19 protein-coding genes are annotated in these 23,787 nt (G+C 59.9%); 4 read left to right on the top strand and 15 right to left on the bottom strand.

Annotated features, from left to right (window positions below; all coding sequences use genetic code 11):
- Positions 1 to 747: 747 nt before the first annotated feature.
- The 4 genes from E4021_RS17015 to E4021_RS17000 form a co-directional block, all read right to left on the bottom strand.
- Positions 748 to 1,764, bottom strand: coding sequence for a glutamine synthetase beta-grasp domain-containing protein (locus E4021_RS17015; protein WP_136460588.1), 1,017 nt, complete (start codon positions 1,762 to 1,764; stop codon positions 748 to 750).
- A 131-nt stretch (positions 1,765 to 1,895) separates the two neighbouring features.
- Positions 1,896 to 3,014: an outer membrane beta-barrel protein gene (locus E4021_RS17010; RefSeq protein WP_136460587.1), complete on the bottom strand. Its 1,119-nt coding sequence runs from the start codon at positions 3,012 to 3,014 to the stop codon at positions 1,896 to 1,898.
- Between the two features lie 42 nt (positions 3,015 to 3,056).
- Positions 3,057 to 4,325 carry an ammonium transporter gene (locus E4021_RS17005; RefSeq protein ID WP_136460586.1) on the bottom strand — a complete coding sequence of 423 codons (1,269 nt, stop codon included), beginning with the start codon at positions 4,323 to 4,325 and terminating at the stop codon, positions 3,057 to 3,059.
- A gap of 131 nt (positions 4,326 to 4,456) precedes the next feature.
- Positions 4,457 to 4,795 (bottom strand): P-II family nitrogen regulator, encoded by a 339-nt coding sequence (locus E4021_RS17000; RefSeq protein ID WP_136460585.1) that lies wholly within the window; start codon positions 4,793 to 4,795, stop codon positions 4,457 to 4,459.
- A gap of 241 nt (positions 4,796 to 5,036) precedes the next feature.
- Between E4021_RS17000 and E4021_RS16995 the strand changes: the two genes are divergently transcribed.
- Positions 5,037 to 6,626, top strand: coding sequence for a hypothetical protein (locus tag E4021_RS16995; RefSeq protein ID WP_136460584.1), 1,590 nt, complete (start codon positions 5,037 to 5,039; stop codon positions 6,624 to 6,626).
- Here the strand turns inward: E4021_RS16995 and E4021_RS16990 are convergent.
- From E4021_RS16990 to E4021_RS16975, 4 genes are read right to left on the bottom strand one after another with little or no spacing between them, the layout of a single operon-like run.
- Positions 6,517 to 7,923 (bottom strand): TolC family protein, encoded by a 1,407-nt coding sequence (locus E4021_RS16990; protein WP_168797667.1) that lies wholly within the window; start codon positions 7,921 to 7,923, stop codon positions 6,517 to 6,519. The genes E4021_RS16995 and E4021_RS16990 overlap by 110 nt on opposite strands.
- Positions 7,924 to 7,933: 10 nt before the next feature.
- The gene (locus E4021_RS16985) at positions 7,934 to 9,304 is read right to left on the bottom strand and encodes an HlyD family secretion protein (RefSeq protein ID WP_136460582.1); all 1,371 of its coding nucleotides are present in this window, start codon (positions 9,302 to 9,304) and stop codon (positions 7,934 to 7,936) included.
- Positions 9,305 to 9,311: 7 nt separating this feature from the next.
- Complete coding sequence (locus E4021_RS16980; protein WP_136460581.1) at positions 9,312 to 11,003, bottom strand: peptidase domain-containing ABC transporter; 1,692 nt, start codon at positions 11,001 to 11,003, stop codon at positions 9,312 to 9,314.
- 5 nt (positions 11,004 to 11,008) lie between these two features.
- On the bottom strand, positions 11,009 to 11,683 hold the full coding sequence (locus tag E4021_RS16975) for a TetR/AcrR family transcriptional regulator (protein WP_136460580.1): 675 nt from the start codon (positions 11,681 to 11,683) through the stop codon (positions 11,009 to 11,011).
- A gap of 167 nt (positions 11,684 to 11,850) precedes the next feature.
- Between E4021_RS16975 and E4021_RS16970 the strand changes: the two genes are divergently transcribed.
- Positions 11,851 to 12,711, top strand: coding sequence for a choice-of-anchor V domain-containing protein (locus E4021_RS16970; protein ID WP_136460579.1), 861 nt, complete (start codon positions 11,851 to 11,853; stop codon positions 12,709 to 12,711).
- Between the two features lie 11 nt (positions 12,712 to 12,722).
- Here the strand turns inward: E4021_RS16970 and E4021_RS16965 are convergent, their stop codons facing one another.
- The 3 genes from E4021_RS16965 to hemL all read right to left on the bottom strand — a co-directional run bounded on the left by E4021_RS16965 (position 12,723) and on the right by hemL (position 15,770).
- On the bottom strand, positions 12,723 to 13,889 hold the full coding sequence (locus tag E4021_RS16965) for a PLP-dependent transferase (RefSeq protein WP_136460578.1): 1,167 nt from the start codon (positions 13,887 to 13,889) through the stop codon (positions 12,723 to 12,725).
- Between the two features lie 11 nt (positions 13,890 to 13,900).
- Entirely contained in the window at positions 13,901 to 14,302 is a 402-nt protein-coding gene (locus tag E4021_RS16960; protein ID WP_136460577.1) for a hypothetical protein, read from the bottom strand.
- A 142-nt stretch (positions 14,303 to 14,444) separates the two neighbouring features.
- The gene (gene hemL, locus E4021_RS16955) at positions 14,445 to 15,770 is read right to left on the bottom strand and encodes a glutamate-1-semialdehyde 2,1-aminomutase (RefSeq protein ID WP_136460576.1); all 1,326 of its coding nucleotides are present in this window, start codon (positions 15,768 to 15,770) and stop codon (positions 14,445 to 14,447) included.
- Positions 15,771 to 15,985: 215 nt separating this feature from the next.
- Between hemL and E4021_RS16950 the strand changes: the two genes are divergently transcribed.
- Together E4021_RS16950 and E4021_RS16945 are read left to right on the top strand one after the other, a co-directional pair.
- On the top strand, positions 15,986 to 16,396 hold the full coding sequence (locus E4021_RS16950) for a response regulator (protein WP_168797666.1): 411 nt from the start codon (positions 15,986 to 15,988) through the stop codon (positions 16,394 to 16,396).
- A 104-nt stretch (positions 16,397 to 16,500) separates the two neighbouring features.
- Entirely contained in the window at positions 16,501 to 17,337 is an 837-nt protein-coding gene (locus E4021_RS16945; protein WP_136460574.1) for a phosphatidate cytidylyltransferase, read from the top strand.
- Positions 17,338 to 17,377: 40 nt separating this feature from the next.
- On the opposite strand, the gene E4021_RS16940 is transcribed toward E4021_RS16945, so the two are convergent.
- The 4 genes from E4021_RS16940 to E4021_RS16925 all read right to left on the bottom strand — a co-directional run bounded on the left by E4021_RS16940 (position 17,378) and on the right by E4021_RS16925 (position 23,694).
- Positions 17,378 to 18,793 (bottom strand): purine-cytosine permease family protein, encoded by a 1,416-nt coding sequence (locus E4021_RS16940; RefSeq protein ID WP_136460573.1) that lies wholly within the window; start codon positions 18,791 to 18,793, stop codon positions 17,378 to 17,380.
- A gap of 59 nt (positions 18,794 to 18,852) precedes the next feature.
- Entirely contained in the window at positions 18,853 to 20,238 is a 1,386-nt protein-coding gene (locus E4021_RS16935; RefSeq protein ID WP_136460572.1) for an FGGY-family carbohydrate kinase, read from the bottom strand.
- Position 20,239: 1 nt separating this feature from the next.
- A complete protein-coding gene (locus E4021_RS16930) occupies positions 20,240 to 21,520 on the bottom strand; it encodes a TIM barrel protein (RefSeq protein ID WP_136460571.1) in 1,281 nt (426 codons plus the stop codon).
- A gap of 71 nt (positions 21,521 to 21,591) precedes the next feature.
- Positions 21,592 to 23,694, bottom strand: a complete 2,103-nt coding sequence (locus tag E4021_RS16925; protein WP_136460570.1) for a bifunctional aldolase/short-chain dehydrogenase — start codon at positions 23,692 to 23,694, stop codon at positions 21,592 to 21,594.
- Between the last annotated feature and the right edge of the window lie 93 nt (positions 23,695 to 23,787).

Raw genomic sequence — 23,787 nt, 5'->3', positions numbered from 1 at the left:
TTCCCGCAAATCCGAAGCCAAAGTTTCTGCAACTTTCTTTCCGGCCGCGTTCCTCTCCACCCCAGCGCATCCGCCGGGGCCGCAAAGGTAAGTGCACCGCCCGCGCTCCTGCAAACATTCCGGAAGGTTTCTTTTCCGAAAGATCCAGTCGCAACCGTCACCCGGTACCGCTCCCCCCAGCGCGGCGGCCGCAGCCACCCCCGGGGGTAAAGGAAAACCGGATGGACCCACCTCAGCCCCCTCAGGGACCCCGGTGAATCGGGCACCGCTCGTCTGCGGGGGCGCAAAAGTACAACGACCGCTTCGACTCCTGCAACCCTTTTGAAAAATTTATTCAAAACGATTCAGGTTCCAAAGTCTTCCGGCGATGATGGTCGGTTGCTGCGGCCGTTGCCACAGGCAAAATAGAGAACCAAAAGCTGGAAGGGTGAACCGAAGCCTTGGAAAGGTCCGGTGGTGGATCGCTCACTATACGTTTGCGGGAAGGCAAAGATACGGTACGCTGATTTACAACTGCAAGCCCTACCCTACTTTTTTGCTTCCTAGGTCCTCTCGCGGCACCTGGGCGCCCCGCCCTGTTGTTCAAAGATGGCAATATCACGTCCTTTATATATAGGACGTAAAAACCCGGCCCCCACGAAGGGGAGCCGGGCAAATGGTGCGGTTCCAAAAACGGGAACCTGAGCTGATTTAACCTTCTTGTAGTTCTTGGGTCAGTGGGAAGGAGGTCAATTCAGCCGGGTGGGGTCAGTTCGAGACGGGCTTCACCGTCTTCACGATGCGTGCGGCCACCTTGTAGGGATCGGCCGCGCTGTTGGGGCGACGGTCTTCCAGCCAACCTTTCCAGCCGCGCTCGACGGTGGCGATGGGGATGCGGATCGAAGCACCGCGGTCGGAGATACCGAAGCTGAACTGGTCGATGCTCTGGGTCTCGTGCTTGCCCGTGAGGCGCAGGTGGTTGTCGTAGCCGTACACGGCGATGTGCTCCTTGACGTAGGGGCGGAAGGCTTCGCATACCTTCTCGTAATCTTCCCGCTTTCCGCTGTCGCGGAGGAAGGAGTTTGAGAAGTTGGCGTGCATGCCCGATCCGTTCCAGTCGCCCTTCAGGGGCTTGCAGTGGTATTCGACGTAAACGCCATAGGCTTCGGAGATGCGCTCGAGCAGGAAGCGGGCCATCCAGATCTGGTCACCGGCCTCCTTGGCTCCTTTGGCGAAGGTTTGGAACTCCCACTGTCCGGGAGCTACTTCGGCGTTGATGCCTTCAACGTTGAGTCCGGCGTCGAGGCAGGCGTCGAGGTGCTTCTCGATGATCTCGCGACCGAAGGCGCGGCGGGCGCCGACGGCGCAGTAGTAAGGTCCCTGGGGGGGAGGGTTGGTGCCATCGGCGGGGAAGCCGAGGGGCTTGTCGGTGTCCATGTCCATGAGGAAGTACTCCTGCTCGAATCCGAACCAGAAGTCCTGGTCCTCATCGTCGATGGTAGCCCGTCCGTTGGTCGGGTGTGGGGAACCGTCCGAGTTGAGCACCTCACAGAGGACAATGAATCCATTCTTGCGCAGGGGGTCGGTGACGATCATCACCGGCTTGAGGAGGCAGTCGGAACTGCCGCCTTCGGCCTGTTTGGTACTGGATCCATCGAAGGACCACATGGGGCAATCTTCCAGGTCGCCGCTGAAGTTCTCCTCGATGCGGGTTTTGCAGCGGAGGGTCTGCATCGGCTCGTTACCGTCGAGCCAGACGTACTGAAGCTTGTGCTTGGTAGCCATAATAAAGGTTTGGGTTAAATCAGAAGGTTAATTAAAGGTTGCTGTCTGGGCATGGCCCCCGAAAGGAACGGGTGAGGCAGGGCGGGAATCAAAAGCCGTGCAACGTGGCCGTAGCCCGTATGTTTTGTGGATCAGAAAGCGTAGACGCCGGCCAGAATGAAGGCGAAAGCGCTGTCGTCGCTGGCTTCCTCCCCGAAGGTGAAGCCGTTGCTGCCGGTATCGAATCGGAGTTCGGGCACGATCCGAAGCTCACCGACGGTGAAATTGCCGGAGGCAGTGAGGGCCAATACGCTGGGCTGCTCGGTGTCTACACCTTCGGCGGCGGTTAGTCCGAAGTACTCTCCACGCAGGGAAAAGTCGAAGGTTTCCGTGGCGGCAACGGTGGCGTAGAGGGCGGTACCGAAGAAGCCACCCTGCCCCGCGCCTTCAAAACTGGTCGAGTAGCTGCTGGCGTTGATGCCGAGCATCAGGCTCTCGTTCACGTCCAGGGTGGCGGTGAGGTCAACCTGCAGTTCATTCAGGTCTCCTACCCCATCGTCGAGGAAATCCTCCTGTTCCTTGCCGTAAATCGCGTTGAGGTAGGCGGCCAGCCCGCCGGCTTCGGCGCTGAGTTGGCCTCCGATGTGCTTGCCGGCGATGGCGTCGAACTTCGAATCGGTATCGTTGAACACCCCGATCATGGCACCGAATCCTTCGGCCAGGGCGAAATCGACCTTGGCGCCCGTGTGGTAGAAGGGTCCGTTGCTGAAGAGGTAGCTCATGCTGTAATTCATGTTGGCCGGTGCGTCAATGACCTCGTAGCCGATAAAGGTGCCAAAGTTACCAAGGGTAAAGGTAACGGCTTCGGTCGGCGAGTAGGTCACGTAGAGCTGCTGGACGGTGGAGGCGAAGTTTGTACCGGCCTCGTCCAGGTTGCTGTCGCTGTTGGCGGCCACGGCGCGCGGACCGAATCCGATCTGCCCGACGAAGCTCACCTTGCCGAAAGACTTTTCGGCCAGCAGGTTCACGTTGCCGATGCCGAAGGTATTGGGGAAGTCCGTAAAGGAACTTCCGAATACCAGGGGCGTGGCATCTTCTCCGGCGGAGTTAGCGAAGTTGGCCTGATAGTAGGCGTCCACGTAACCCGAAAGCCGGAAGGATTTGGGAGCCTCTTCCTCCTCTTCCAGGACGACCACCGGTGCATCCTGCGCGGTCAGTCCGGCACCAAAGAGGAACAGGAGGGTAAACAGGGAAGGAGTGTAAAGTTTCATACTAGTTGATTTGGGGATAATGGGAGGAAAGCGGGGCCGGTGTCAGTCGGAAGTGAGTTGGAAGACGCCGTCTTCCTTGGCCAGGGTGTAGGCGTGCATATCGTGCTCCCCGAGGTCGAGACCCCGGATCTCCTCTTCTTCGTCGACGCGGATGCCCATGACCGCCTTGAGGCCGCTGAAAATCATGAAGCTGCTGGCGAAGGAGAAGGCACCCACGGCGAGTGTACCTATCAGCTGGGTGATAAACTGGTCCACCCCGGCGGATGCTCCGAACAGTCCGACGGCCAGGGTACCCCAGATGCCGCAAACGCCGTGAACGCTGGTGGCGCCGACCGGATCGTCCAGCCGCAGGGTTTTGTCAAAGAAGACGATACTGAGTGGGATGATGGTTCCGGCGATCAGACCAATGATGATGGCCTCGGCGCCCGTCATTAGGTCGGCACCGGCGGTGATGCCTACGAGTCCGCCCAGGATACCGTTCAGTACCATGGATAGATCGTAGCTCTTAAAGAGGATGTAGCCCATGAAGAAGGCGGCCACGCCACCCGCGGCGGCGGCCAGGGAGGTGGTGACGAACACAAGGCTCACTCCGTTGGGGTCGGCGCTCAGAACGGAGCCACCGTTGAAGCCGAACCAGCCGAACCAGAGCAGGAATACGCCGATGGCGGCCAGCGGCATGCTGTGTCCGGGAATGGCGGTCACCGTGCCATCGGGACGGTACTTGCCGCGGCGGGAACCGAGCAGGATGATGGCGGCCAGGGCGGCGAATCCGCCGGCGGCGTGCACCAGGGTCGAGCCCGCAAAGTCGTAAAAGGGGGTGTCCAGGGAGGCCAGCCAGCCGCCGCCCCACTGCCACATGCCGGTGATGGGGTAGCTGAAGGCAACGAAGACGGTGGCGAAGATCAGGAAGGGTACCAGTTTGATCCGCTCCGCTACGGCGCCCGATACGATAGTGGCGCAGGTAGCCGCGAACATGGCCTGGAAAATAAAGTCGCTGTAACCGGTGTAAGTATCACCGGCCTCGGCCGCGGCGGCGTAATCGGGAGTCATACCGGCAGCCCAGTCCATGACGCCGAAGGAGCCGATGATCCCGCCGGCGTAAGCGTCGCCGGGGTACATCAGGTTGTACCCAACAAAGAAGTAGGTAAGTAACCCGATGCTGATGATCATGCTATTTTTGAAAAGGATGTTGACCACGTTCTTGCGCTGGACAAAGCCAGCTTCGAGGGTCGCGAAGCCCAGGTGCATAATGAAGACCAGACAGGTCGCCACCAGGATCCAGAGATTGTTGACGGTAAACAGTGCTTCCATGGTGATGGGGTAGTTGATATGTGAGGGGGGAAGATCCGCGGGACCGGGCAAGGCACGGCCAGGGTGACCAGGGGGTCACGCAAACGGAGGGTTAAATCAGATGGATTATGAGTGCGCCGCGGCGCGGGGGGTTAAATCGCGCTTTCGTCCTCTTCGCCTGTGCGGATACGGACAATGCGGTCGAGTTCGTAGACTACGATCTTGCCGTCGCCTACCTTGCCGGTACGACCGGCGGAGACGATGGCGTTTACGATGGCCTCGACCTTGCTGGCCGGGGCGACGATGTCAAGTTGAAGACGGGCAATGTAGTCGGCATCGTAGACGCTGCCGCGGTAGGTGAGTTGCTCGCCGCGTTGCAGGCCGAAGCCCTTAACTTCCGTGAGGGTAAAGAAATTGACGTCGATGGCGGCCAGGGCATCCCGGATGCTCTCGAAGCGCGACAGTCGAATGATAGCTTCAATCTTCTTCATAGAAGTGGTTATCTTTAGGCCGCCGGGTGGTTAGCAGGGGGCCGGAAAAAAGGTGAACAAAGAAGCCTATCTGGTTGGGGACAAAAAGAAGCCCGGACGTCTCCTCTGCTTCGTTGAAACAAAGATCAGCCCGGGTGGAGCAGTCCGCACAGCGAACTACTTTCAACATCTGTGACGCCTAAAGCCTCACCACTGCATACGATACGCTGATTTACAACCACTTACATCACTTCGCTTACCCATGCCAACGGCCGTAAAAGATCAGCTGTGGCGACTAATAAAGTCGCTCAACAAGGCAGAAAAGCGCAATTTCAAGCTTTACGCTACCCGGGCCGGCTCTACCGGCGACAGTAAATTCATCCAGTTATTCGATGTACTGGACCGCCTGGGCGACCCCGACGACAGTGCCGTCACCGACCGGCTGAAGCTGACGCCGGGGCAGTATTCCAACCTGAAACGCCACCTGTACCAGCAGGTACTTACGAGTCTGCGTCTCATCTACATCAACAAGGAGATCGACATCGAACTGCGGGAGCAGATCGACTTCAGCCACATTCTGTACGGCAAGGGACTGTACCTGGATGCCCTCCGCTCCCTCGAGCGGGCCAAAAGCAAGGCGGTGGAACACAACCGGGACGTACTGCACCTGGAGATCCTGGAGTTTCAGAAACTGATCGAATCGCGCCACGTCACCCTATCCCGGCAGATCGACAACAAGATGGACCTGTTGCTCAACGAATCGGCCGAGCGCAGCTACAGCGTGCTGAATACCAGCGAGCTGTTCAACCTGAATATTCAGATCCACGGTCGCTACATCGAGGTCGGCCACAGTCGGAGCGAACGGGAACGGCAGGAAAACGTGGAGTACTGGAACAGCATCCAGACCTATCGCTTCGACCGGGAAACCGTCAGTAGTACTTTTCACCAGAAGATCAATCGCTTCCAGGCTTCGATGTGGTACCACTACATCCAGTTGAGTTTCGACGATGCGCTGGAATCTGCGATGAATGCGCTCACGCTCTTCCACCTGAGCACCCATATGACGGTCAAGGATCCTGACCTGTATCTGCGCTGCCTGTACTACGTATCCATCTTCGCCTACCTCACCGGCGATACGCCCCGGATGCTCCGGTCGCTGCGGGTGGTACAGGAGTTTCTCGGTGACGACCAGGTGTTGCTCAACGAGAACAGCCAGTTGATCGGACGCACCTACGCCGGCCTGATGTCGCTGAACGCACACCTGGCTACCGCCAACTGGACGGGTGCCCAGCGCACCGGCCAACAGTTGCGATCAGCCTACTCCAAAAAGGAATTTCGGCCCACCGACCACCGCTGGGGACTGTTTCTGTACAAGTTCGCGGCCACCTGCTTTATCCTGCGGCGTTTTGACGAGGCCCTGGACTACCTGAATGAGATTATCAATATGCGATCGGGCATCCTGCGGGAAGACCTGCTGCTCAATACGCGGCTACTCCACCTGATCTGTCACTTCGAACTCGGTAACCGGGCGCTGCTCGATTACCATCTGGTGAACGTAAACCGGCAGATGCGCAAAAGCCCCGATACCGGACAAGTCCACCGCCTGGCTACCTCGGCCCTGCGCAAGCTGATCAAGCTGGCCGACGCCGAGCACCCGGCCGTTTTCGAAAAGCTCGACGAAGACCTGCGCGCGGCGGCCACCACCGACCCCTACGAACACAAGGCCCTACTCTATCTCGACCTTACTCATTGGGTACGACTCCACCTACCAACGGCGGAGCCGTCTGCCCCGCAGCAAAGTTCCGCGCCAGACCAGCCTTACGGTGTTTCACCATCAGCTCCAACTGCTTGAGGCTGGCGTCGATGAACGCCACCTCCCGGCTGTTGACCAGAAACAGCGAACTTTCCCCCGCCTGGAACAGCTCGCGCTCCCCCGCCAGTAATCGGGAGTAGTCGCTCACGTTCCGGGTGGCAAGCGCGTACTGGGCCACGGTGACGTTGGCCTCGTTCTCGGCCTGCTCTACCTTGGCGTTGAGTTGGGCGATCTTGTCGCTGAGTTCCAGCTGGGTTTCGCTGAGTTTGATGCGGGTGAGCTGCAATTTACCGCGCTCCTTGCGCAGCAGCAGCGACTGGCTGAAGCTGATCCCCCATTTGTAATCGTTGGCCGAGTAGTTCTCAAGCGGCTGAACGGCGCTACCCGAGATCAGGGCATTGTACTTTAGGTCCAGCCGGGGCTTCAATTGCTCCAGCTGCAGGCGCTCGTCCACTTCGAGATCTTCCAGCTTGAGGCGGGTCAGGGTTAGCGCGGGGTTGGTTAGTCCGGCCGACAGGGGCATCAATGGGGCAATAACTACGGCTGCCGGATCGGGGGGGCGGGTGCTGGCCTCCAGTTCCAGGGGAATCACGCCATCCAGCCACAGGAAGGCGTTGAGCGCGGCGGCGGCGTTGGCGGCCTCCAGGCGGGCAGATTCCAGTCCCAGCAGGCGATTCTGCACCAGGATGCGCGCTTCCAGGGTATCGATAGCGGGTCGGTCGCCGAGCGCGGCACTGCTCACCACGGCCGCATACCGGGCGCGGGCCAGTTCTACGGCTTCGGTGTACACCGATACGGCGCCTTGCGCCCCCGCCCACTCCCAGTAACGGCTGCCGGCCTCGTACAGCAATTCGTTGATCTGTAGCAAGCGCTCCGCACCCGTGGCGCGTTGGTAAATTCGGGCCCGCTGCAGTTCGGCGCGTCGCTGGTCGAAGAACAGGCCCTGGCCCAGGGAAACCGATAGACCGGCGGCAAAGAGGCCTTCGTCAGGAACGGTATTCTCCGGATTCAGGTAGTAACCGCCGTTGCGCTCGTAGGCGGCGTTCAGTTCCACGCCGAACCAGGTAGGCACCTTGAGTCCACCCTCGGCCAGACTGTAGTACCGCGTGCCCTTGAAATACTTTTGAGACAGATCACCGTAGAGTTTCGGATCGAAACCACCGCGCGCTTCTCGCAACACCGCTCGCGCACGATCGCGTTGCAGGTCCGCGCGAACCGCCAGGGGGTGGTGCTCGGCAACCAGTCGGAGGAGGTCTTCTTCAGACAGCACGGCGGGGAGGTCCTGGGCCGCCACCGGGGCGGCGAACAGTACCAATATCAGAATCAGGTATTTCACGGTCGGTTGGTCATTTAGGCACCTTGATCTTGGGCGGGGCCGCGGGTGCGGTAGAAGCGGTGGGTGCGTAGAGATCCGGTGGGAAGCCATTGATCTTACGCCACAATTCGTACCAGATCGGTACATCCTTGAGCAATACCAGGGCGGTGGCGCCGGATCCTACGCGCAGGGCTTCCGGCCAGGCTTCGTCGCTGGTGTCGGGGGCTACCATAACCCGGTATTCGCCTCCGGCGCTGATCGTCCGGTCGATGGCCACCACCGTTCCGGAATAGGTGCCGTAACTGGTGTTGGGCCAGCCGCTGAACACGATGGAGGGCCAGCCGTCGAATTGGATATTAACCTGTTGGCCCTGGTTCAGCAGGGGAAGATCGATGGGGCGGACGAAAATCTCCACCGCCAGCTGGTACTGGTCGGGCACGATGGTCACTACCTGCTCGCCGGCGGAGAGGGTTTCACCGATGCCGGCCGCGAGAATCTCGGTGATGTAGCCGGATTGGGGCGCGCGAAGGATATATAGGTCGGTGCGCCTTTCGTAATTGCTGTACTCGTTCTCCAACTTGGCCACGCCGGCTTCGGCCTCAAATCGACCGGAAAGGGCCGTGAAGCGGTCGGAACTGGTCTTGGCCAGATCGTCCCGTAGCTTGGCCTGAATGGCATTCAGTTCTACCTGGGCGTTGATCACTTCATTGCGGGAAGCCAGCAGCTTGTTTTCCGCGCTGAGCAATTTGGCCTGTGCCTGCTGGTAGGTCACACGACGGTTCTCCAGATCGGTAAGCGACTTCAATCCCTGGGCGTACAGCTCCTCCATCCGCTCGTACTGCTCGCGGGCAACTATGGTATTCAGTCGAGTAGCCTCCAGATCCATGCTGTCGCTGGCCACGGTAAGCCGCGCCTGCCGGAGTTTGTTGCGGGCCTGTTCGGTACGCAGCCGTCCGGATTCGCGCAAAGCCTCCATCTGGTCGGCCAGGGCGTCGATCTTAGAGTTGTAGGATTGCAAGGACATTTCCTTGGCCATCACCTGTGAGCGGGTGCGGTCCAGCAGGCTGGTATCGAAGTACTGGTCTTTGGTTTCCGTAAGGCGGAGGATCGTATCGCCGGCTTCCACGAAGTCGCCCTCCCGGACGTACCATTCGGTGATTTGACCGCCGATGATGGACTGCACCATCTGGGGCCGCTGGTTGGGCTGCAGTGCGGTCACGCGTCCGGTGGCCCGGATGTGCTGGGTCCAGGGCAGAAACAGACAGACCAAAAACAGCAGCGAGAAGATGATCAGCAACTGCAGGAGCACACTGCCCGTATGTCGGGCCTCTACCCTTTGGAGGGAGTCCAGGTCCTTGCGGTCCACGTGCCGGTTCACGGAATTAAGGGAAATATTGAGCATACAAACGTTAATAGGAGGGCGTGGAAGGAGTTACTACTCTGCCCTTTTCCAGGGTAATTACCCGATCGCATTTTGCGGCCAGGTATTTGTTGCCGCTGGCTGCAATGAGGGTCCAGGGGTGGGTGCGGTCAAGCAGAAAGTCGATGATCTCGTGGCGGTCGCAGCGGTCGATGGCTTCGAAGGAGTGCTCCAAAAGCAGTAAGCGGGGCCGGTCGGCGATGGCTCGTGCCAGCAAGAGTCGCTGCACGATGCTACGGGGGAGTTTGTCACCCGTTGGGTTGAGTTTGGTGGAGAAGCCTTCGGGTAAATTGCGGATGGTGGAAGACAGTCCCAGGTTCTCCACGGCCCACTCCACGTTTTGAAAGGTGGCCCGCTCCCGGCCGATGGTGATGTTCTCCAATACTGTACCCTCGAAGAGTTCGCCTTGCTTGAAACAGACTCCGATGATGCCGTGCAGTTCTTCCAGCCCCAGGTTGTTGCGGGGCAACCCGTTGTAGGACAGTGAGCCCTGGTTGACCTCGAACAGGCCCGCGATGAGGTAAAGCAGGGTGCTCTTTCCCGCCCCGTTCAGGCCGGTCACCATGATTCGCTCACCGGCCTGCGCGGTGAAGTTGAGGTTATTCAGGGTCGGCTCCGTCGCCTTGGGATACTTGAAGGTTATGTTCTCCAGGCGGATGGTGAGACCGCTTTCTGATTTGGAAAGCTCTACCGGTGAGCCTTCGGGTTTGTTGTCGAGTTCCAGGTCCGTGACCTGCCCGATCTTCTCCAGGCCGGTCAGTACATCGTAGATTGTCTCCAGCGAAAGGATCAGTTTCTCTACGGATGCCATGACGAAGAGGATGATGATCTCCGCCGCGACGAACTGACCGATGTTCATGCTCTCCTGCATAACCAGTAGTCCGCCGATGGCCAGCAGCCCCAGCGCTACCACTGCCTTGAAGATAACCAGCAGGCTGTACTGCCGGATAAGGATCGTGAAGTGGCTTTCCCGGGCCTCTAGGTAGTCGTGTACGTGACGGTCCATCCGCTGCAGCGCCATATTGTTCTTGCCCGCCAGCTTGAAGCTGCTGGCCGTTCGGGCAAGCTCTTCCAGCCAGTGGACGGCGGCGTACTTGTGCTTGGATTCCTGCAAACTCGTCACCAGTCCGCGGCGGGCCGTGAAGACGAAAATGAGGGTTACCAGCCCCACAAGGATGATACCGAACAGGATGAAAAAGGGGTGGTAGATCGACAGGAGCATCAGGCCGAAAACCACCTGGAAACTCGCTACCGAGAAATCGATGAGGATTTTCGACAGCCCCTTCTGTACGGTCAGGACGTCGAAGAAACGGTTCATCAACTCAGGCCCGTAGTAGTTATACATCACGTCGGTGCGCACCCGCGGAATACGGTAGGCAAATTCAAAGGCGGCCCGGGTGAAAATCTTTTGTTGAAGGTTCTCCACCAGGCGCATTTGCTGGATCTGGAGTACACCGATCACGGCAATACCAAAGACCACCAGAAAGACCAGTACCAGCCAAGCGGTACTCGGGCGCCCGCCCATAATGAGGTTGATGATAGCCTGGATGCCCAGTGGCAGCGACAAGTTGACGACGCCCGCGAAGAAAGCATAGACCCAGACGTTGCGCACCTCTTGCCGGTCGGGCTTCAGCAGCCGCCAGAATCGTTCTAAGGGAGTTAGTTCGGAAGTAAGGGCCATTGGGGTCAGCTAAGGGCTTTAAAGGCCAGGTTGGTAAAAAAGCATACTACGGAATCTTCTCCTTCCCGCACGTTAGTAACGCGCGGTATGTGGTCACTGAAAAAGTGCTGGAGGTGTCCGCCTTCAATTATAGTACTGATCAACATCTGCGGGTAGGAAAAATCGGGATTGAGCTCGTTTACTACCGCGCTCACCCGGTCGACCAGCTGCTTGTAGTACGCAAAGGCACCTTGTCGGTTATCCTGGTCGATCGCGCGGGTCAGGTACGCCTTAAGGCTTTCGGCCACCACTATCCGATGGAGTTTGACTTCGTTAATGTGGGAAAAATCGCTGTCCTCCTTGACGGTTTCGGTAAGCAGCCGGACGGCACGGCGCAGGCGCTCTTCGGCCGAGGGTACGTTGGCCAGCAGAAAAGCCAGCCGGTAATCCATCCACCCCCAGTACCACATAACCAAATACAGTAGCAATTTGTGCTTGTTCTCAAAGTAGCGGTACACCGAGGCCTCCGTAGTACCAACGTGAACCGCCAGTTTGCGGAAGGTGTATTGCTCCAGTCCGATTCGATCGATCAGGTCAATACTCCCGGTAAGGATTTTTTGGCCCAAAGCGCTCGACTCCGGGTCCTTCAGGTACAGAGAACGGCAGATGGAGATCGATACCTTCCCGTTAAGTTGCTGCATAAATGAGTAAGGTTCGCAAAGACAAAAGTAATACTATCATGCCGGCGTCTTAACTTCAGAGGCTTGCTAAAGGTTGCGACGGATTTAGTTTAATTGAATTATGCCGTCGGTGAGTAAATTGGCCGAAGGCGGCGCGTCCGAAGCCCTTACTCTAAAGATAACCCACCGTGAAACCGCGAACCCTTTCCCTCTTCCCTCTGCTCGCGGCCGCCGCCGCACTACTTCTGACCGCCTATTCCAGTGGGGTAGCTTCCGCGATCGAGCGCGGTTACACGGGGGCACCCAACCTAAGTGGCGGAACCGAACCGACCTGCAGCAACTGCCACAACACCGGGGATTATGGCGAGCCCCGCCTGGGCGTCAGCTTCGACGGGGTACAGATGACCGACTATCGGCCGGGGCAGACCTACCGGGTTACGGTGGCCGTCCGGCCGGGACAGGGAGAGCCCGCGGCGTACGGCTTCCAGGCGCAGTTCCTGGCCGGCGCCACGCCGGTACCCGCCGGCGAGCTCGGAGCACCCGACGATCAGACCCAGATTGCCACGCTCTCGGATGGACGCGTCTACGTGGAGCACCGCCTGCCCAACCCCGACAGTCTGTTCAGTTTTGACTGGACGGCCCCGGAACAAGGCGCGGGGCCTGTGTCTTTTTATTTGGTAGGGAACACCGTAAACCTCAACGTCGACCTCACGGGCGACAATGGCTCTGCCAAGCCCTTCATCCTGACACTGGAAGAATCACAGACCACCGCGGTCACTGCGGCCGGTGCGAACAAGGTCACCCAACTACGCGCCTTTCCAAATCCTACCCACGGGCGCTCGACGGTGTTGTTCGACCTGCCCGCCGCGGGCTGGGTACAAGGGAAGCTGCTTTCGGCCGCGGGCCAGGTGCTGGCGAGCCAGACCGGCTTTCATCCCGCCGGCAACAACGAATGGCCGGTTGATCTGAGTTTCCAGCCTCCCGGTGTTTACCGTCTACACTTGAGCAGTTCCCGAGGGGAAATGATTGCGGTGGTAGTGCGCCAATGACCGCTGGTCAATTACAGGCCGCGCAAGAGGTCGGCCTGGATATCGCGCACGGCTTCCAGCCCGACGCTCATCCGGACCAGACCGTCCGTAATTCCCACCGCAGCACGTTCTTCCCGGCTCAGTTTGCTGTGCGTGGTGGTAGCCGGGTGCGTAAGTATGGTGCGGGTATCGCCCAGGTTGCTGCTGCGGGTACACATTTGCACGCTGTCGAGCAGGCGCCGCGCGGCGGCTTCACCCCCCGTTAATTCGAAGGTGACGATCCCTCCGCCGGCGCTCATCTGCCGGGTAGCCAGTGCGTACTGTGGATGGCTCGGCAGGTAAGGATAGTGCACCCGATCGATGCCGCGCTGCTCCCCCAACCAACCGGCCAGGGCCAGGGCCGAGCGGCAGTGGGCTTCCATGCGGATGTGCAGGGTTTCCAGACTCTTCGAAATTACCCAGGCATTGAAGGGGGAAATGGCCGGACCGGTGTGCCGGCAGAAGAAGGTCACCTTTTCCATAATCTCCGCACTGCCGAGCAGGAGGCCGCCAAGCACCCGACCCTGCCCGTCCATCCACTTCGTCGCCGAGTGGGTCACCAGATCGGCACCGAAGTCGGCCGGGCGTTGCAGGTAGGGCGTAGCGAAGCAATTGTCAACGATAAAGGTCAGTCCGTGCGTGCGGCAGAAACGGCCCGCCTCGGAGAGGTCTACCAACTGGAGCCCGGGATTAGAGGGCGTTTCGGTAACAAACAAGCGGGTTTCGGGTCTTACGGCTTCCGCCCACGCCTCCGGCTGATCGGGTTCAACGTAGGTGAAGGTCACCCCCCACTTAGGCAGGATCTGGGTGAGAATCTGGTGCGTACTGCCGAAGACCGCACGTGTGGCCAGTATGTGGTCACCCTGTTCGACCAGAGCGGCCATGCTGGCGAAGACGGCACTCATTCCGGAAGCGGTCGCGAAGCCAGCCTCCATATTTTCGAGAGCACAGGCCTTGGCGATGAGCTCGTCGACGCTGGGATTATTGTAGCGGCTGTAGATGATTCCTTCCTCGTTTCCGGCGAAGGTCTCGGCCATGGACTCTGCGGAAGGGAAGGTGAAGCTGCTGGTCAGGAACAGGGGAGCGGAGTGCTCACGATACTGGGTAGCCGGCAGTTGCCCGCGAATCGCGCGGGTCTCGGGTTGCTGCTCTTCATTCATCCGCAATGATACTACTTCTTGCGCGTGGCCACCACCCCGTAGGTGCTCAGGGCCATGCCGGTGAGCTCCTCCGCACTGGCTTCTCCCCGCAGGGCAAAGTCGACGTCGGTCTGGTACTCACTGGAGTAAAATTCAATCTTGAGACCGTCGGCGGTTTCCTCCACCGATCGCAATTGGGTTTCTCGGCCATTGCTGACGAATTTACCCGAGAGGCTGCCGGGGTCGCCCTCCAGTATCATCGTTCCGGTCACCGTGCCGGCCGGGGTGTCCTTCACCGTTACCTGCCACTCTCCGGCATAGGAGGCTGCCGGGGTAGTGACCTCCGCAGGCGGCGGGGCGGTAGTGCTAGTTGCTTGGGGAGAGGTGCAGGCGGCAGCGGCGAGCAGAAGGAATCCAAAGATCAATGGGCGCATAGCAGGCGTAATTTTGACACCTAAAGTAGTACGGGAAACGCGTTCCTCGCGGCCCCGTCCAAAATTTTCAGTCCGATCGGTTCTCAGGTATGCGGCCGGACCCACGCACCGGCATTCCAGGGAAGCTCCGTAACCCGGTCCCCTACCCTGCTTCACCCGCTCCATCAAAGGCCACGTCCATGGCCGCGCAAATCTTCGCAATGGCCGTTTGCAGGTCCGTGTCCGTATGCGCGCTGCTTACGAATCCCACCTCGTAGCCACTCGGCCCGAGGTAAACCCCCGTTTGCAACAGTTCGTGGTGGATGATCTTGAAGTACTCCATATTGGCGGGATCGATCTGATCGGCACGCTCGATCCGCTCGCGCCCGAAGGCCAGCCAGAAGATGGACCCGATATGCGGCACGTGCAGTGGATAACCGCGTTCCGTGGCGTAGTCGGCAATGGCGGTGGCCATTCGGTGGGTACGCTCGGCCATCCCTTCGTAGAATCCCGGTTCCAGACACTGTTCCAGCGCGGCCAGACCGGCGGTCATGGCAACGGGATTGGCCGACAGCGTACCGGCTTGGTACACCGGGCCCACCGGGGCGATGTAGTCCATGATTTCCTTGCTGGCCCCGTAGGCACCCACCGGAAATCCACCACCGATGACCTTTCCGAAGGTGATGATGTCGGGCTGAACATCATAATACCCGGCTGCGCCCTCGAATCCCACCCGGAATCCGCTGATGACCTCGTCGAAAATGAGCAGTACGTCGTGCTTGTAGGCCTTCAGGCGCAGGCACTCGAGCCACGATTTGTCCTGGATCAACAGCCCGTTGTTGGCGGGTATTGGCTCCACGATGATGCAGGCGATCTCCCCGGCGTGATCCGTGAGCGTCTGCTCGAGCAGGTCGCGGTCGCCGAGGGGCAGGACCTGGGTATCCCGGGCTACCGATTCCGGCACCCCGGCCGATGAGCTGGTGCCGAAGGTGACCAGACCGGAGCCGGCCTTCACCAGGAGCTGGTCGACGTGGCCGTGGTAGCAACCTTCGAATTTCAGGATCTTGGTCTTGCCGGTCACGCCACGGGCCAGGCGCAGGGCGGACATCACCGCCTCCGTTCCCGAACTGACAAAGCGAATGCGCTCCACGTAACGGTGATTGTCAAGTATCAGTTTCCCAAGTCGGTTGCCCATCTGCGTGGGGGTACCGAAACTGGTGCCGCGGCGCACCGTCTCAATTACCCGCTCCCGGATGTGGGCGTTGTCGTGGCCGTGGATCAGGGGTCCCCAGGAACAGCAGAAATCCAGGAAACGGTTGCCGTCCACGTCGGTCATGTGGCTGCCGTGCCCTTCCCGGATAAACAGCGGTGGCCCGCTCACGCTGCGAAAGGCGCGGACCGGCGAATTCACGCCGCCGGGAAAGTATTCCTGGGCTTCGGCAAAAAGTCGGGCGGAGGTATCGCGGGGGATGCGCTGTTCGAATTTCATGGAAAGCTAAATTTTGCACAATGTTACCACGGAGGGCCGGGGCCACGGTCGGAATCCCGTCAAGATCGCCAGCGGCGGGCCATTTGGCAGTTTTGCGGAATTTTTTCGACCTTGCGCGGCGGCTCAGTATTCCCGGCCCGTTCGTTTCGGCCAGTTTAATACCGTATTCTTCCTCCGCCGCGTCGTTCTTTCTACCACAAGCTGTTTTACGTCTAATGTCCGCCCGTCATATTCTTTTAGTTGAAGACAACAGCACCGAAGCCAAACTGGCCCGTCGGTTGCTGCAAAAAATCGATCCCAACATCCGCGTTACCCACCTGCAAGACGGGGAACACTTTCTTAAACATTGCAGCCAGCACCCCCTCGAGGACGTACACCTGGCCATCATGGACCTCCACATGCCCGTCCGCGGTGGCATCTCCGTATTGGAAAACCTGCGCGCCAGGCACGTCCGGCCGTCCTTCCCCATCTTGATCTTCTCCTCTTCGGAATGTACGGAGGAGGTGCAGCGCGTATATGAGCTCGGTGCCTCGGCTTTCGTGACCAAGCCCTCGGACGTCGATACCTACCGGCTGGCCCTCCAGAATATTGTCAATTTCTGGCTTTCCACCAACCGGCTGCGCTGACCCCTCGACAATCCTAGCATACTTGACACTGCGGTGCCAGGCACAAATTGCCGGTGCGGTATATTACGCCCGCCGATCAGGCCAGCCTTCGAGTAAACGATCAGATGCAGGGACTTTGGAAACGACTCACTACAGCGGTAATCTTCGTGATCATCATGATCGCCGGGATGTACACCGGTCCCTACACCTTCAATCTTCTCTTTCTCGTCATCACCGGCGGCTGCCTGTATGAGTTCTTCGGCATGACCCTGGACCGCCACACGCGTCGCGACCGTGTTCGCAAGGCCTTTGGCGTGGCGGTGGGCCTGCTCCCTTTCTTCCTGGTCAGTTTCTTCTCCCTCGGATACGTCAGCGACCCGGCCAGCTTCATCCAGGTATCCAGCCTGCTATTCGCCCCCTTCATCTTCACGATTTTCATTTACGAGCTGTACAGCAACAGCCGGGAGCCATTCGTCAACATCGCCTACATCATCCTGGGACTGTTCTATATCGGTATCCCCTTCGCGCTGGTGGACTTCATCGCCTTTGACGGGGAGACCTTCTACTACCGCATCGTCTTCGGCCTGCTCCTGCTTACCTGGGTCAACGACACCGGCGCCTATGTGGTCGGCAGTCAGTTTGGCAAGACGCCCCTCTTCCCGCGTATCTCCCCCAACAAAACCTGGGAAGGCACCATCGGCGGTGCCGTAACCTGCATCCTGTTCGGCTACGTACTTCACCTGGTCTTCGATGAGATCAACCTTATCCAGTGGCTGGTGCTCGCGGCCATCGTAGCCGTTTTCGGAGGCATCGGCGACCTCGTGGAAAGCATGCTCAAACGCAGTGTCGGGGTAAAGGACAGCGGGGATCTGCTGCCGGGGCACGGGGGGCTGCTGGACCGTTTTGACGCCTTCATTTTCGTTATTCCCTTTGCCGCGGCCTACATCCTTTACCTCCGTTAGTACCCCGTTGGCCGGCGGCGCGCGGGTGCCGGGCAAAGTCTCAGGCTGCCGAGCGCTGCCACTGCCGACTCAGCAAAAGGAAGAGCACCCCGCAGAGCAACCACGCGGGTAAGGTCACGAAGGAAAGGAAGACGTCGAACCGCCACGAAATGAAGTAGAATAGTCCGAAGCTGATCGCCCACGCCCAGAACACCGCCGGATTGAAACCTAACCCGCTCCGCTCCGCGTAGTCCGGCACCACACCTGCGCGCCGCGCAAAAAAGTGCTGGAACACGATGACGGCCCCGAAGGGGGCCAGAATGAAACCGTAGAGCGCGACAAAATCGAGCAACTTCATGGCGATCGCCGGAAAGAGCCCAGCCAGGGTAGCTACCCCACCGGCGAGCAGCGTCACCCAGAAAGTCGAGAACCGCGGCAGTACCGCCTGAAACGCCAGCCCCGCCCGGTAGATGGTAGGGTTGGCCGTAGTCCAGCCCGCCAGCACCACGGCAATGATGCCGAATACCCCGATGGCGTTGTAGGCCAGGGGGCCGGGGGCCACGGTTGGGGCCAGGCCCTGATCGAGGAACGCTTGCGCCTCGGGTGTCCTCAGGTAAACGGCGTACAACAAAGCCGCGGCGATCCAGGCCATGTAATGCCCCACGTACATGCCCGCCGCGGTCGTCCAGCCGGCGCTGGCCTTGCGCGCAAAACGAAAGACGCTCAGGTCCGACATCCCCACGTGCATGGCGGCATTGGCGAACCACGACCAGATCACGACGTGCCAGAAGGTGTACTTGATCTGCCCGGGAAAGGGCTCCGATCCCTCGCCCCAGATTTCCCAAAATTCGCCGAAGCTGCCCACCCCGAGCTGTCCGAGCGCCACCACGCCGCAGGCCAGAAAAGCCAGTACGATGATCGGCGACATATAGTTGGCCGCCCGGGCCACTGTATCGTAGCCGCGGGCTGCAACGAGCGATATCACGGCTCCGATCAGCACGACGATTACCACGTAGGTACCGCTGGTGGGCAGGGTGTCGGTCAGCTGGGGCATTTCCATATTCAGGGGGAGCCCGACCGCCGTGGCCGACACCGTGATCATGGCCCCGGCCAGGAAGCAGAAGAGAATGCCATTGGCCACGTTGTAGAACCGCACCAGCCCCTTGCCGCAGATCTTTTCCAGCTGGTAATAGAGCGTCAGTCGGTACCGGACCGCGATCTCCGCCGTCAGGAAGCGCCAGCTGAGGACCGCCAGGAAGTTGCCCAGCAGCAACCCAATGATGAGATCGAAAGCGCTTACCCCGGCAGTGAGGAAGAGCGGCCCGATGACGAACTCGGTACCAGCCGCGTGCTCACCCGCGTACATGCCCAGAAAGCTCCCCCACCCTTTCCAATTGGAGGCGGGTACGGGCTGACGTTCGAACTCCCCGCCGGCGATGGCTTCGATGGTTTCTTCCTGGGTTTCCTGTTGGAGCATGGCTGTATGGCGTTGATAAAGTGAGTGGCAGAAGTCCGGTCGGCGGAACGCTTGAAAGGTTACCCTGTCTCGGCGCGGGAATTGGGAGTGAAGGTTTGCAGCCGGTAATTCGTTTGCAGAAAGTCCGCTGGCCGATCAAGGTAAGTGGTGCACAGCGCCGCGCCGAGGGCCGACCCGAGGCTGCTGTCGGCGATCCGCAGATCAGACTCCGGAAAATGACGGGCGATCAGGTGCAGAAAGACATCATTGTCGGCGAATCCGCCTTCCACGAAGATCGTTTTCACGGCCGTAGTCCCGATGGCCGCACGCATGCGCTCCGCCTGCAGATTCACCAGTTCGACCATCAGGTGATGGTAGGCGTAGACAAAGGAATCCGTGCGAATGATGGTTTCCACTGGGTTGTCGGGGTAATCGATCTCCTGCAGTTGGTACCACGGTTCAAAGTCCGCCATCATTCGACCGTACATGCTTGGGTCAAATCGGATGCTGCGGTGGCGCGTTTCGTCGACCCTGAAGTGGTCACTCAACACGATCAGCTGGTGTTCGTATTCCTTTCCCAGATACAGGCGGGCGGCCTTCACGGGGAGCCCGTCGACGCGCATATAGTTGATGCAATCGTAGTGGAGGTCTTCCGCCGCCAGAAAACCCTCCGCGAAAGGGTTCAGGGTGACGCACCAGGTGCCGGTGGACAACAGGATAAAAGGCTCCGCTTCGCCGCGCAAATAAGGCAGCAGGGCAGCGGAACTGTCGTGAATGCCGACGCCTACTGTTATACTGCGGCCTTGGTACGTCGTATTCACACTGGTCTGCGTAGCCACGACGGGGGAAAGCACTTCCCGCAATCCTTCGGCATCCACCCACGCGTGGTAATCGCGGCGGCGATAATCCCACAGGGCGGTATGGCAGCCGATACTCGTGTATTCACTTACCGGAATGCCGGTAAAGAGGTAGCTGAGGAACTGCGGCAGGTGCAGACTGTACCGGATCCGGGCGAAGACGGCTGGTTGGCGGTGCTTCAGCCAGTAGAGTTGCACGCCCGAGTTGAGCAGGCCTGCGCGGGGCGATCCGGTGGCCAGCGTGAAGGCTTCCTCCGGCCCGTAGGCGTCGTAAAACTGCTGCAGCAGGCCCTCGTCGCAGGGCTTAGTGTAGTTGTACAGGGGTGCCACCACCCGCCCTTCTGCATCGATATGAACGAGGCTGGCCCCGTAGGTCGAGAAATTCAACGCCAGTATATGGTACTTCCGGCTTCGGCATATGCGGTCCATGACCGATTCCATCCACTCCACCAGGGCGGCGAGGTCCTCGGTGGGATACCCGTCCTCGTCGGTGATTTCCGGCAGGGAAATGTATTCCCGGTGGACCTCATGGTAAGACGCGTCGAACAGGAAGAACTTCTTGTTCGTGCGCCCGATATCGAAAATCGCGGTGACCGTCTGCTGCTCCATACTAAAGACCGGTCGCTACGGTATGCTTGCCGCGTTCCCGGATCAGTTCATTGCGGACCTCCAGTTTGCGGTAGGCGTGCAGGGGGTTCAAGGCACCACCACGACTGAGGCGGGCCCGCTGCACCAGCGGCCTGACGTCCGTACGGTAGGCATCCTGCAGGATTTCCTGGCAACGGACCACGTCGTGGGCCTCCTGGGCCCGGGCCAATTCTTCCTGGTCGACCAACAGGGCCTGGGCGTAAGCAATCTGGATGGCTTCCAGCGACTGGATCAGGTCTTCCAGCGGATCCTTGACGTTGTGGCTGGCGTCGATCATCCAGGCGAGGTCGGGGTTCTGCGGGTTGTTCCGCATGCCGTACACCAGCTCATTGAAGATCAGGAACAGGGCGTAGGGTTTAGTGCTTCCCACCGTAAGATCGTCGTCGCCGTACTTGCTGTCGTTGAAGTGAAAGCCGCCAAGTTTTCCCTTCAGCATCAAGGTGGCCACGATTTGCTCGATGTTCGTGTTGGGCAGGTGGTGCCCCAGGTCAACCAGGGTGAAGGCCCGGTCGCCGCAGGCATTGGCCAGCATCAGGGAAGTGCCCCAGTCCTGGATGACGGTGCTGTAGAAATTGGGCTCGTAGGGCTTGTATTCGATGTACAGTTTCCAATCGTCCGGCAGTGCCGCGTAGATCTGTTGCAGGCTGTCCTGGGTTTGCAGGAGGTTCCGCTGGAAGTTGCGCTGTCCCGGGAAGTTCGTGCCGTCGGCTAGCCACACCGTGAGGCTTTGGGAGCCCAGTCGGCGGCCGATCTCGACCACCTCCAGATTGTGCTCGATGGCCTGCCGCCGGGCGCCCTCCTCGCCCGCACTCAGCGAACCGTGCTTATAACTGTGGTCGGCGCCATGCTGATCCTGAAAGGTGTTGGAGTTTATGGCGTCAAACTTCAACCCGAGACTGTCCGCCCGTTCCCTTACCGCCGCATAGTCCGTGGGGATATCCCAGGGAATGTGCAGGGATACCGCGCCGGCCGTTTGGGTCAGGGCGTGCAGCACGCCTACGTCGTCCAGTTTCTGCTCTAGACTGGCCGGCTCCCCGTGGTAGGAAAAGCGACCGAAGCGGGTGCCGCCGGCCCCCAGCGCCCAGCTCGGAATCGCAACCTGAAAATCCGCCAGCCGGGTGATCACGTCCTCCACCGCCGTCCCGTTTGCCAAGAGTTTGTCCAACAGGTAGTTGAAGTCCGTTTCGTGCCGCGACAGGCCGGACTGGTTGATGGTCTGAAGCTGGTCTTTCGTGAGTTGCATGATCTTGATTTTCGCAGGCGCAAGGTAGGGTGCGGACATTGCGGTCCGCCGGACGCTGTGGGGCAGTCGCGCTAGCGGACGAAAGCGTTGGCCATACCACCGTCCACGTTGAGGATATTGCCGGTCGATTTTTCCAGGATGGTGAAGGCAAAGACCCCGTCGGCGATGTCTTCCGGCCGGATGATCCTGTTCAACAGATTGCGCTTGGCGTAGTGGGTGGGAAGCTCCTCGACGGTGATGCCGTAGGCCTTGGCGCGCCCCTCCGCCCAGGCGCCTTCCCAGATCTTGCTGCCGATGATCACGCCGTCGGGATTGACGGTATTCACGCGGATGTTGTCGCCGCCCAGTTCGGCGGCCAGCAGGCGGGCCATATGCTGCTGGGCGGCCTTGGCGGTGCCGTAGGCTACGTTGTTGGGACCGGACACCAGACCGTTCTTGCTTGCAATGGGGATAATATCGCCGCCCAGTCCTTGCCGCCGCATGACCTCGGTGGCCGCCTGGGCCAGGGTAAACTGGCCTCTGACCAGCACGTTCTGCAACAGGTTCCAGTCGTCTTCCGTAGTCTCTTCCAAAGGCTTGGAGATGGCGAGGCCGGCGCTGTGCACCACGATATCGACGCCCCCGAATTCCAGGCAGGCCGCTTCGAATGCTTCGGCCACGGATGCGCGGTCCGTGACGTCACAAACCGCGTAGGTCGCTGTATCATCGTCGTAGGTCGCCGCGGCTTCCCGCAACCGCTCCTCGGCAATATCGGTCAGGACTACCACAGCGCCTTCGGCGGCGAGCTTATCGGCGATCGCTTTGCCAATGCCACCGCCGGCGCCCGTTACGAGGGCCACCTTGCGGGAAAGCGGCTTCTCGGGGGGCATGCGTTGTAGCTTGGCTTCCTCCAGGAGCCAGTATTCAATGTCAAAGGCTTCTTGGCGGGGCAGCGAGGTGTAGGTGCTGATGGCTTCGGCGCCGCGCATCACGTTGATGGCGTTGACGTAGAATTCGCCGGCCACGCGGGCCGTCTGCTTGTTTTTGGCGAAGGTGAACATGCCGACTCCGGGATACAGGATGACTACTGGATTGGGGTCGCGCATTCCCGGACTGTTCGAATGTTTGTGGGTCTCGTAGTACTGGCGGTACTCCTCCCGGTACCGGGCGAAGGAGGGGCGCAAGGCCTGCATTACCGCCTCGGTATCGGAGAGGTCCTGCCGGGGTTGCAGGTCCAGGACCAGCGGTTGAATCTTGGTACGCAGGAAATGATCCGGACAACTCGTTCCCATCGGAGCCAGTCGCTCCAGGTCGTAGCTGTTGATGAATTCCAGTACCCGGTCGTCGTCGGTGAAGTGTCCGATCATGCGGTTCTCCGAAGAGGCGAGCCCGCGGAGCAGCGGCATCAGCGCGGCGGCCTTTTCGCGGCGCGCCCGGGCGGGCGATGGCTTCACCTTCTCTCCGCCGAAAACGGTACCCTGCTCCCTGACCTTCCGTTCGATGTATTCTGACGCCATTTCGATCACCTCGAGGCTGTTCAGGTAGCAGGCGTGGGAGGTATCGCCCCAGGTAAACAGGCCGTGACTACCAAGCACAATACCCCGGATTCCCGGGTTTTCGGCCAGCGTACGCTCCAACTGCAGTCCGAGATCAAAGCCGGGCCGCTGCCAGGGCACCCAGCCCATGGTGTCGCCCCAAATCTCCCGTGTGATTTGCCGGCTGTCGGCGGCGGCCGCCACGGCGATGAGGGCGTCCGGGTGGAGGTGGTCGATGTGCTTGAAGGGTAGGAGCCCGTGCAGGGGGGTATCGATCGACGGCGCCCGACTATCCAAATCAAAGATCGCGTGGTTGAACAGTCCCACCATCCGGTCTTCGTCGGCCAGTCCGGCGTAAACTTTCTTCAGGTCGCGCAAGCGGCCGGTGTAGAGCCCCGCGATCCCCGAACGGGTCAGGGTACCGATGTCGCCGCCCGATCCTTTGATCCACATGACCTCCACCTCCTCATTGGTGAGCGGGTCGAGCTCATGGGTCTTGCAACTGGTGTTGCCGCCGCCGTAGTTGGTGATGCGCAGGTCGGCGCCGAGGATGTTGGACCGGTAGAGAAACAGCGCGACCTGGTCGTCGCCCAGTTCCGCGGCGGCCTGTTCGTCCCAGAGGTAATCGACGTGCTGGAACCGGGTAGCAAGAGTACTCATGTAAAGGGGGGATGGTGGATGTACGGCAAGGTAGAAATCCGCGCTTGTGGCCGTATCCTGTACTGTCCGGCCCGCACGACAAGTGATAAAATT

This window comes from Neolewinella litorea, from assembly GCF_004803465.1.
Classification (GTDB): domain Bacteria; phylum Bacteroidota; class Bacteroidia; order Chitinophagales; family Saprospiraceae; genus Neolewinella; species Neolewinella litorea.
Note: the sequence above shows the minus strand (reverse complement) of the source record. Positions and strands in the feature narration are given on the sequence as shown.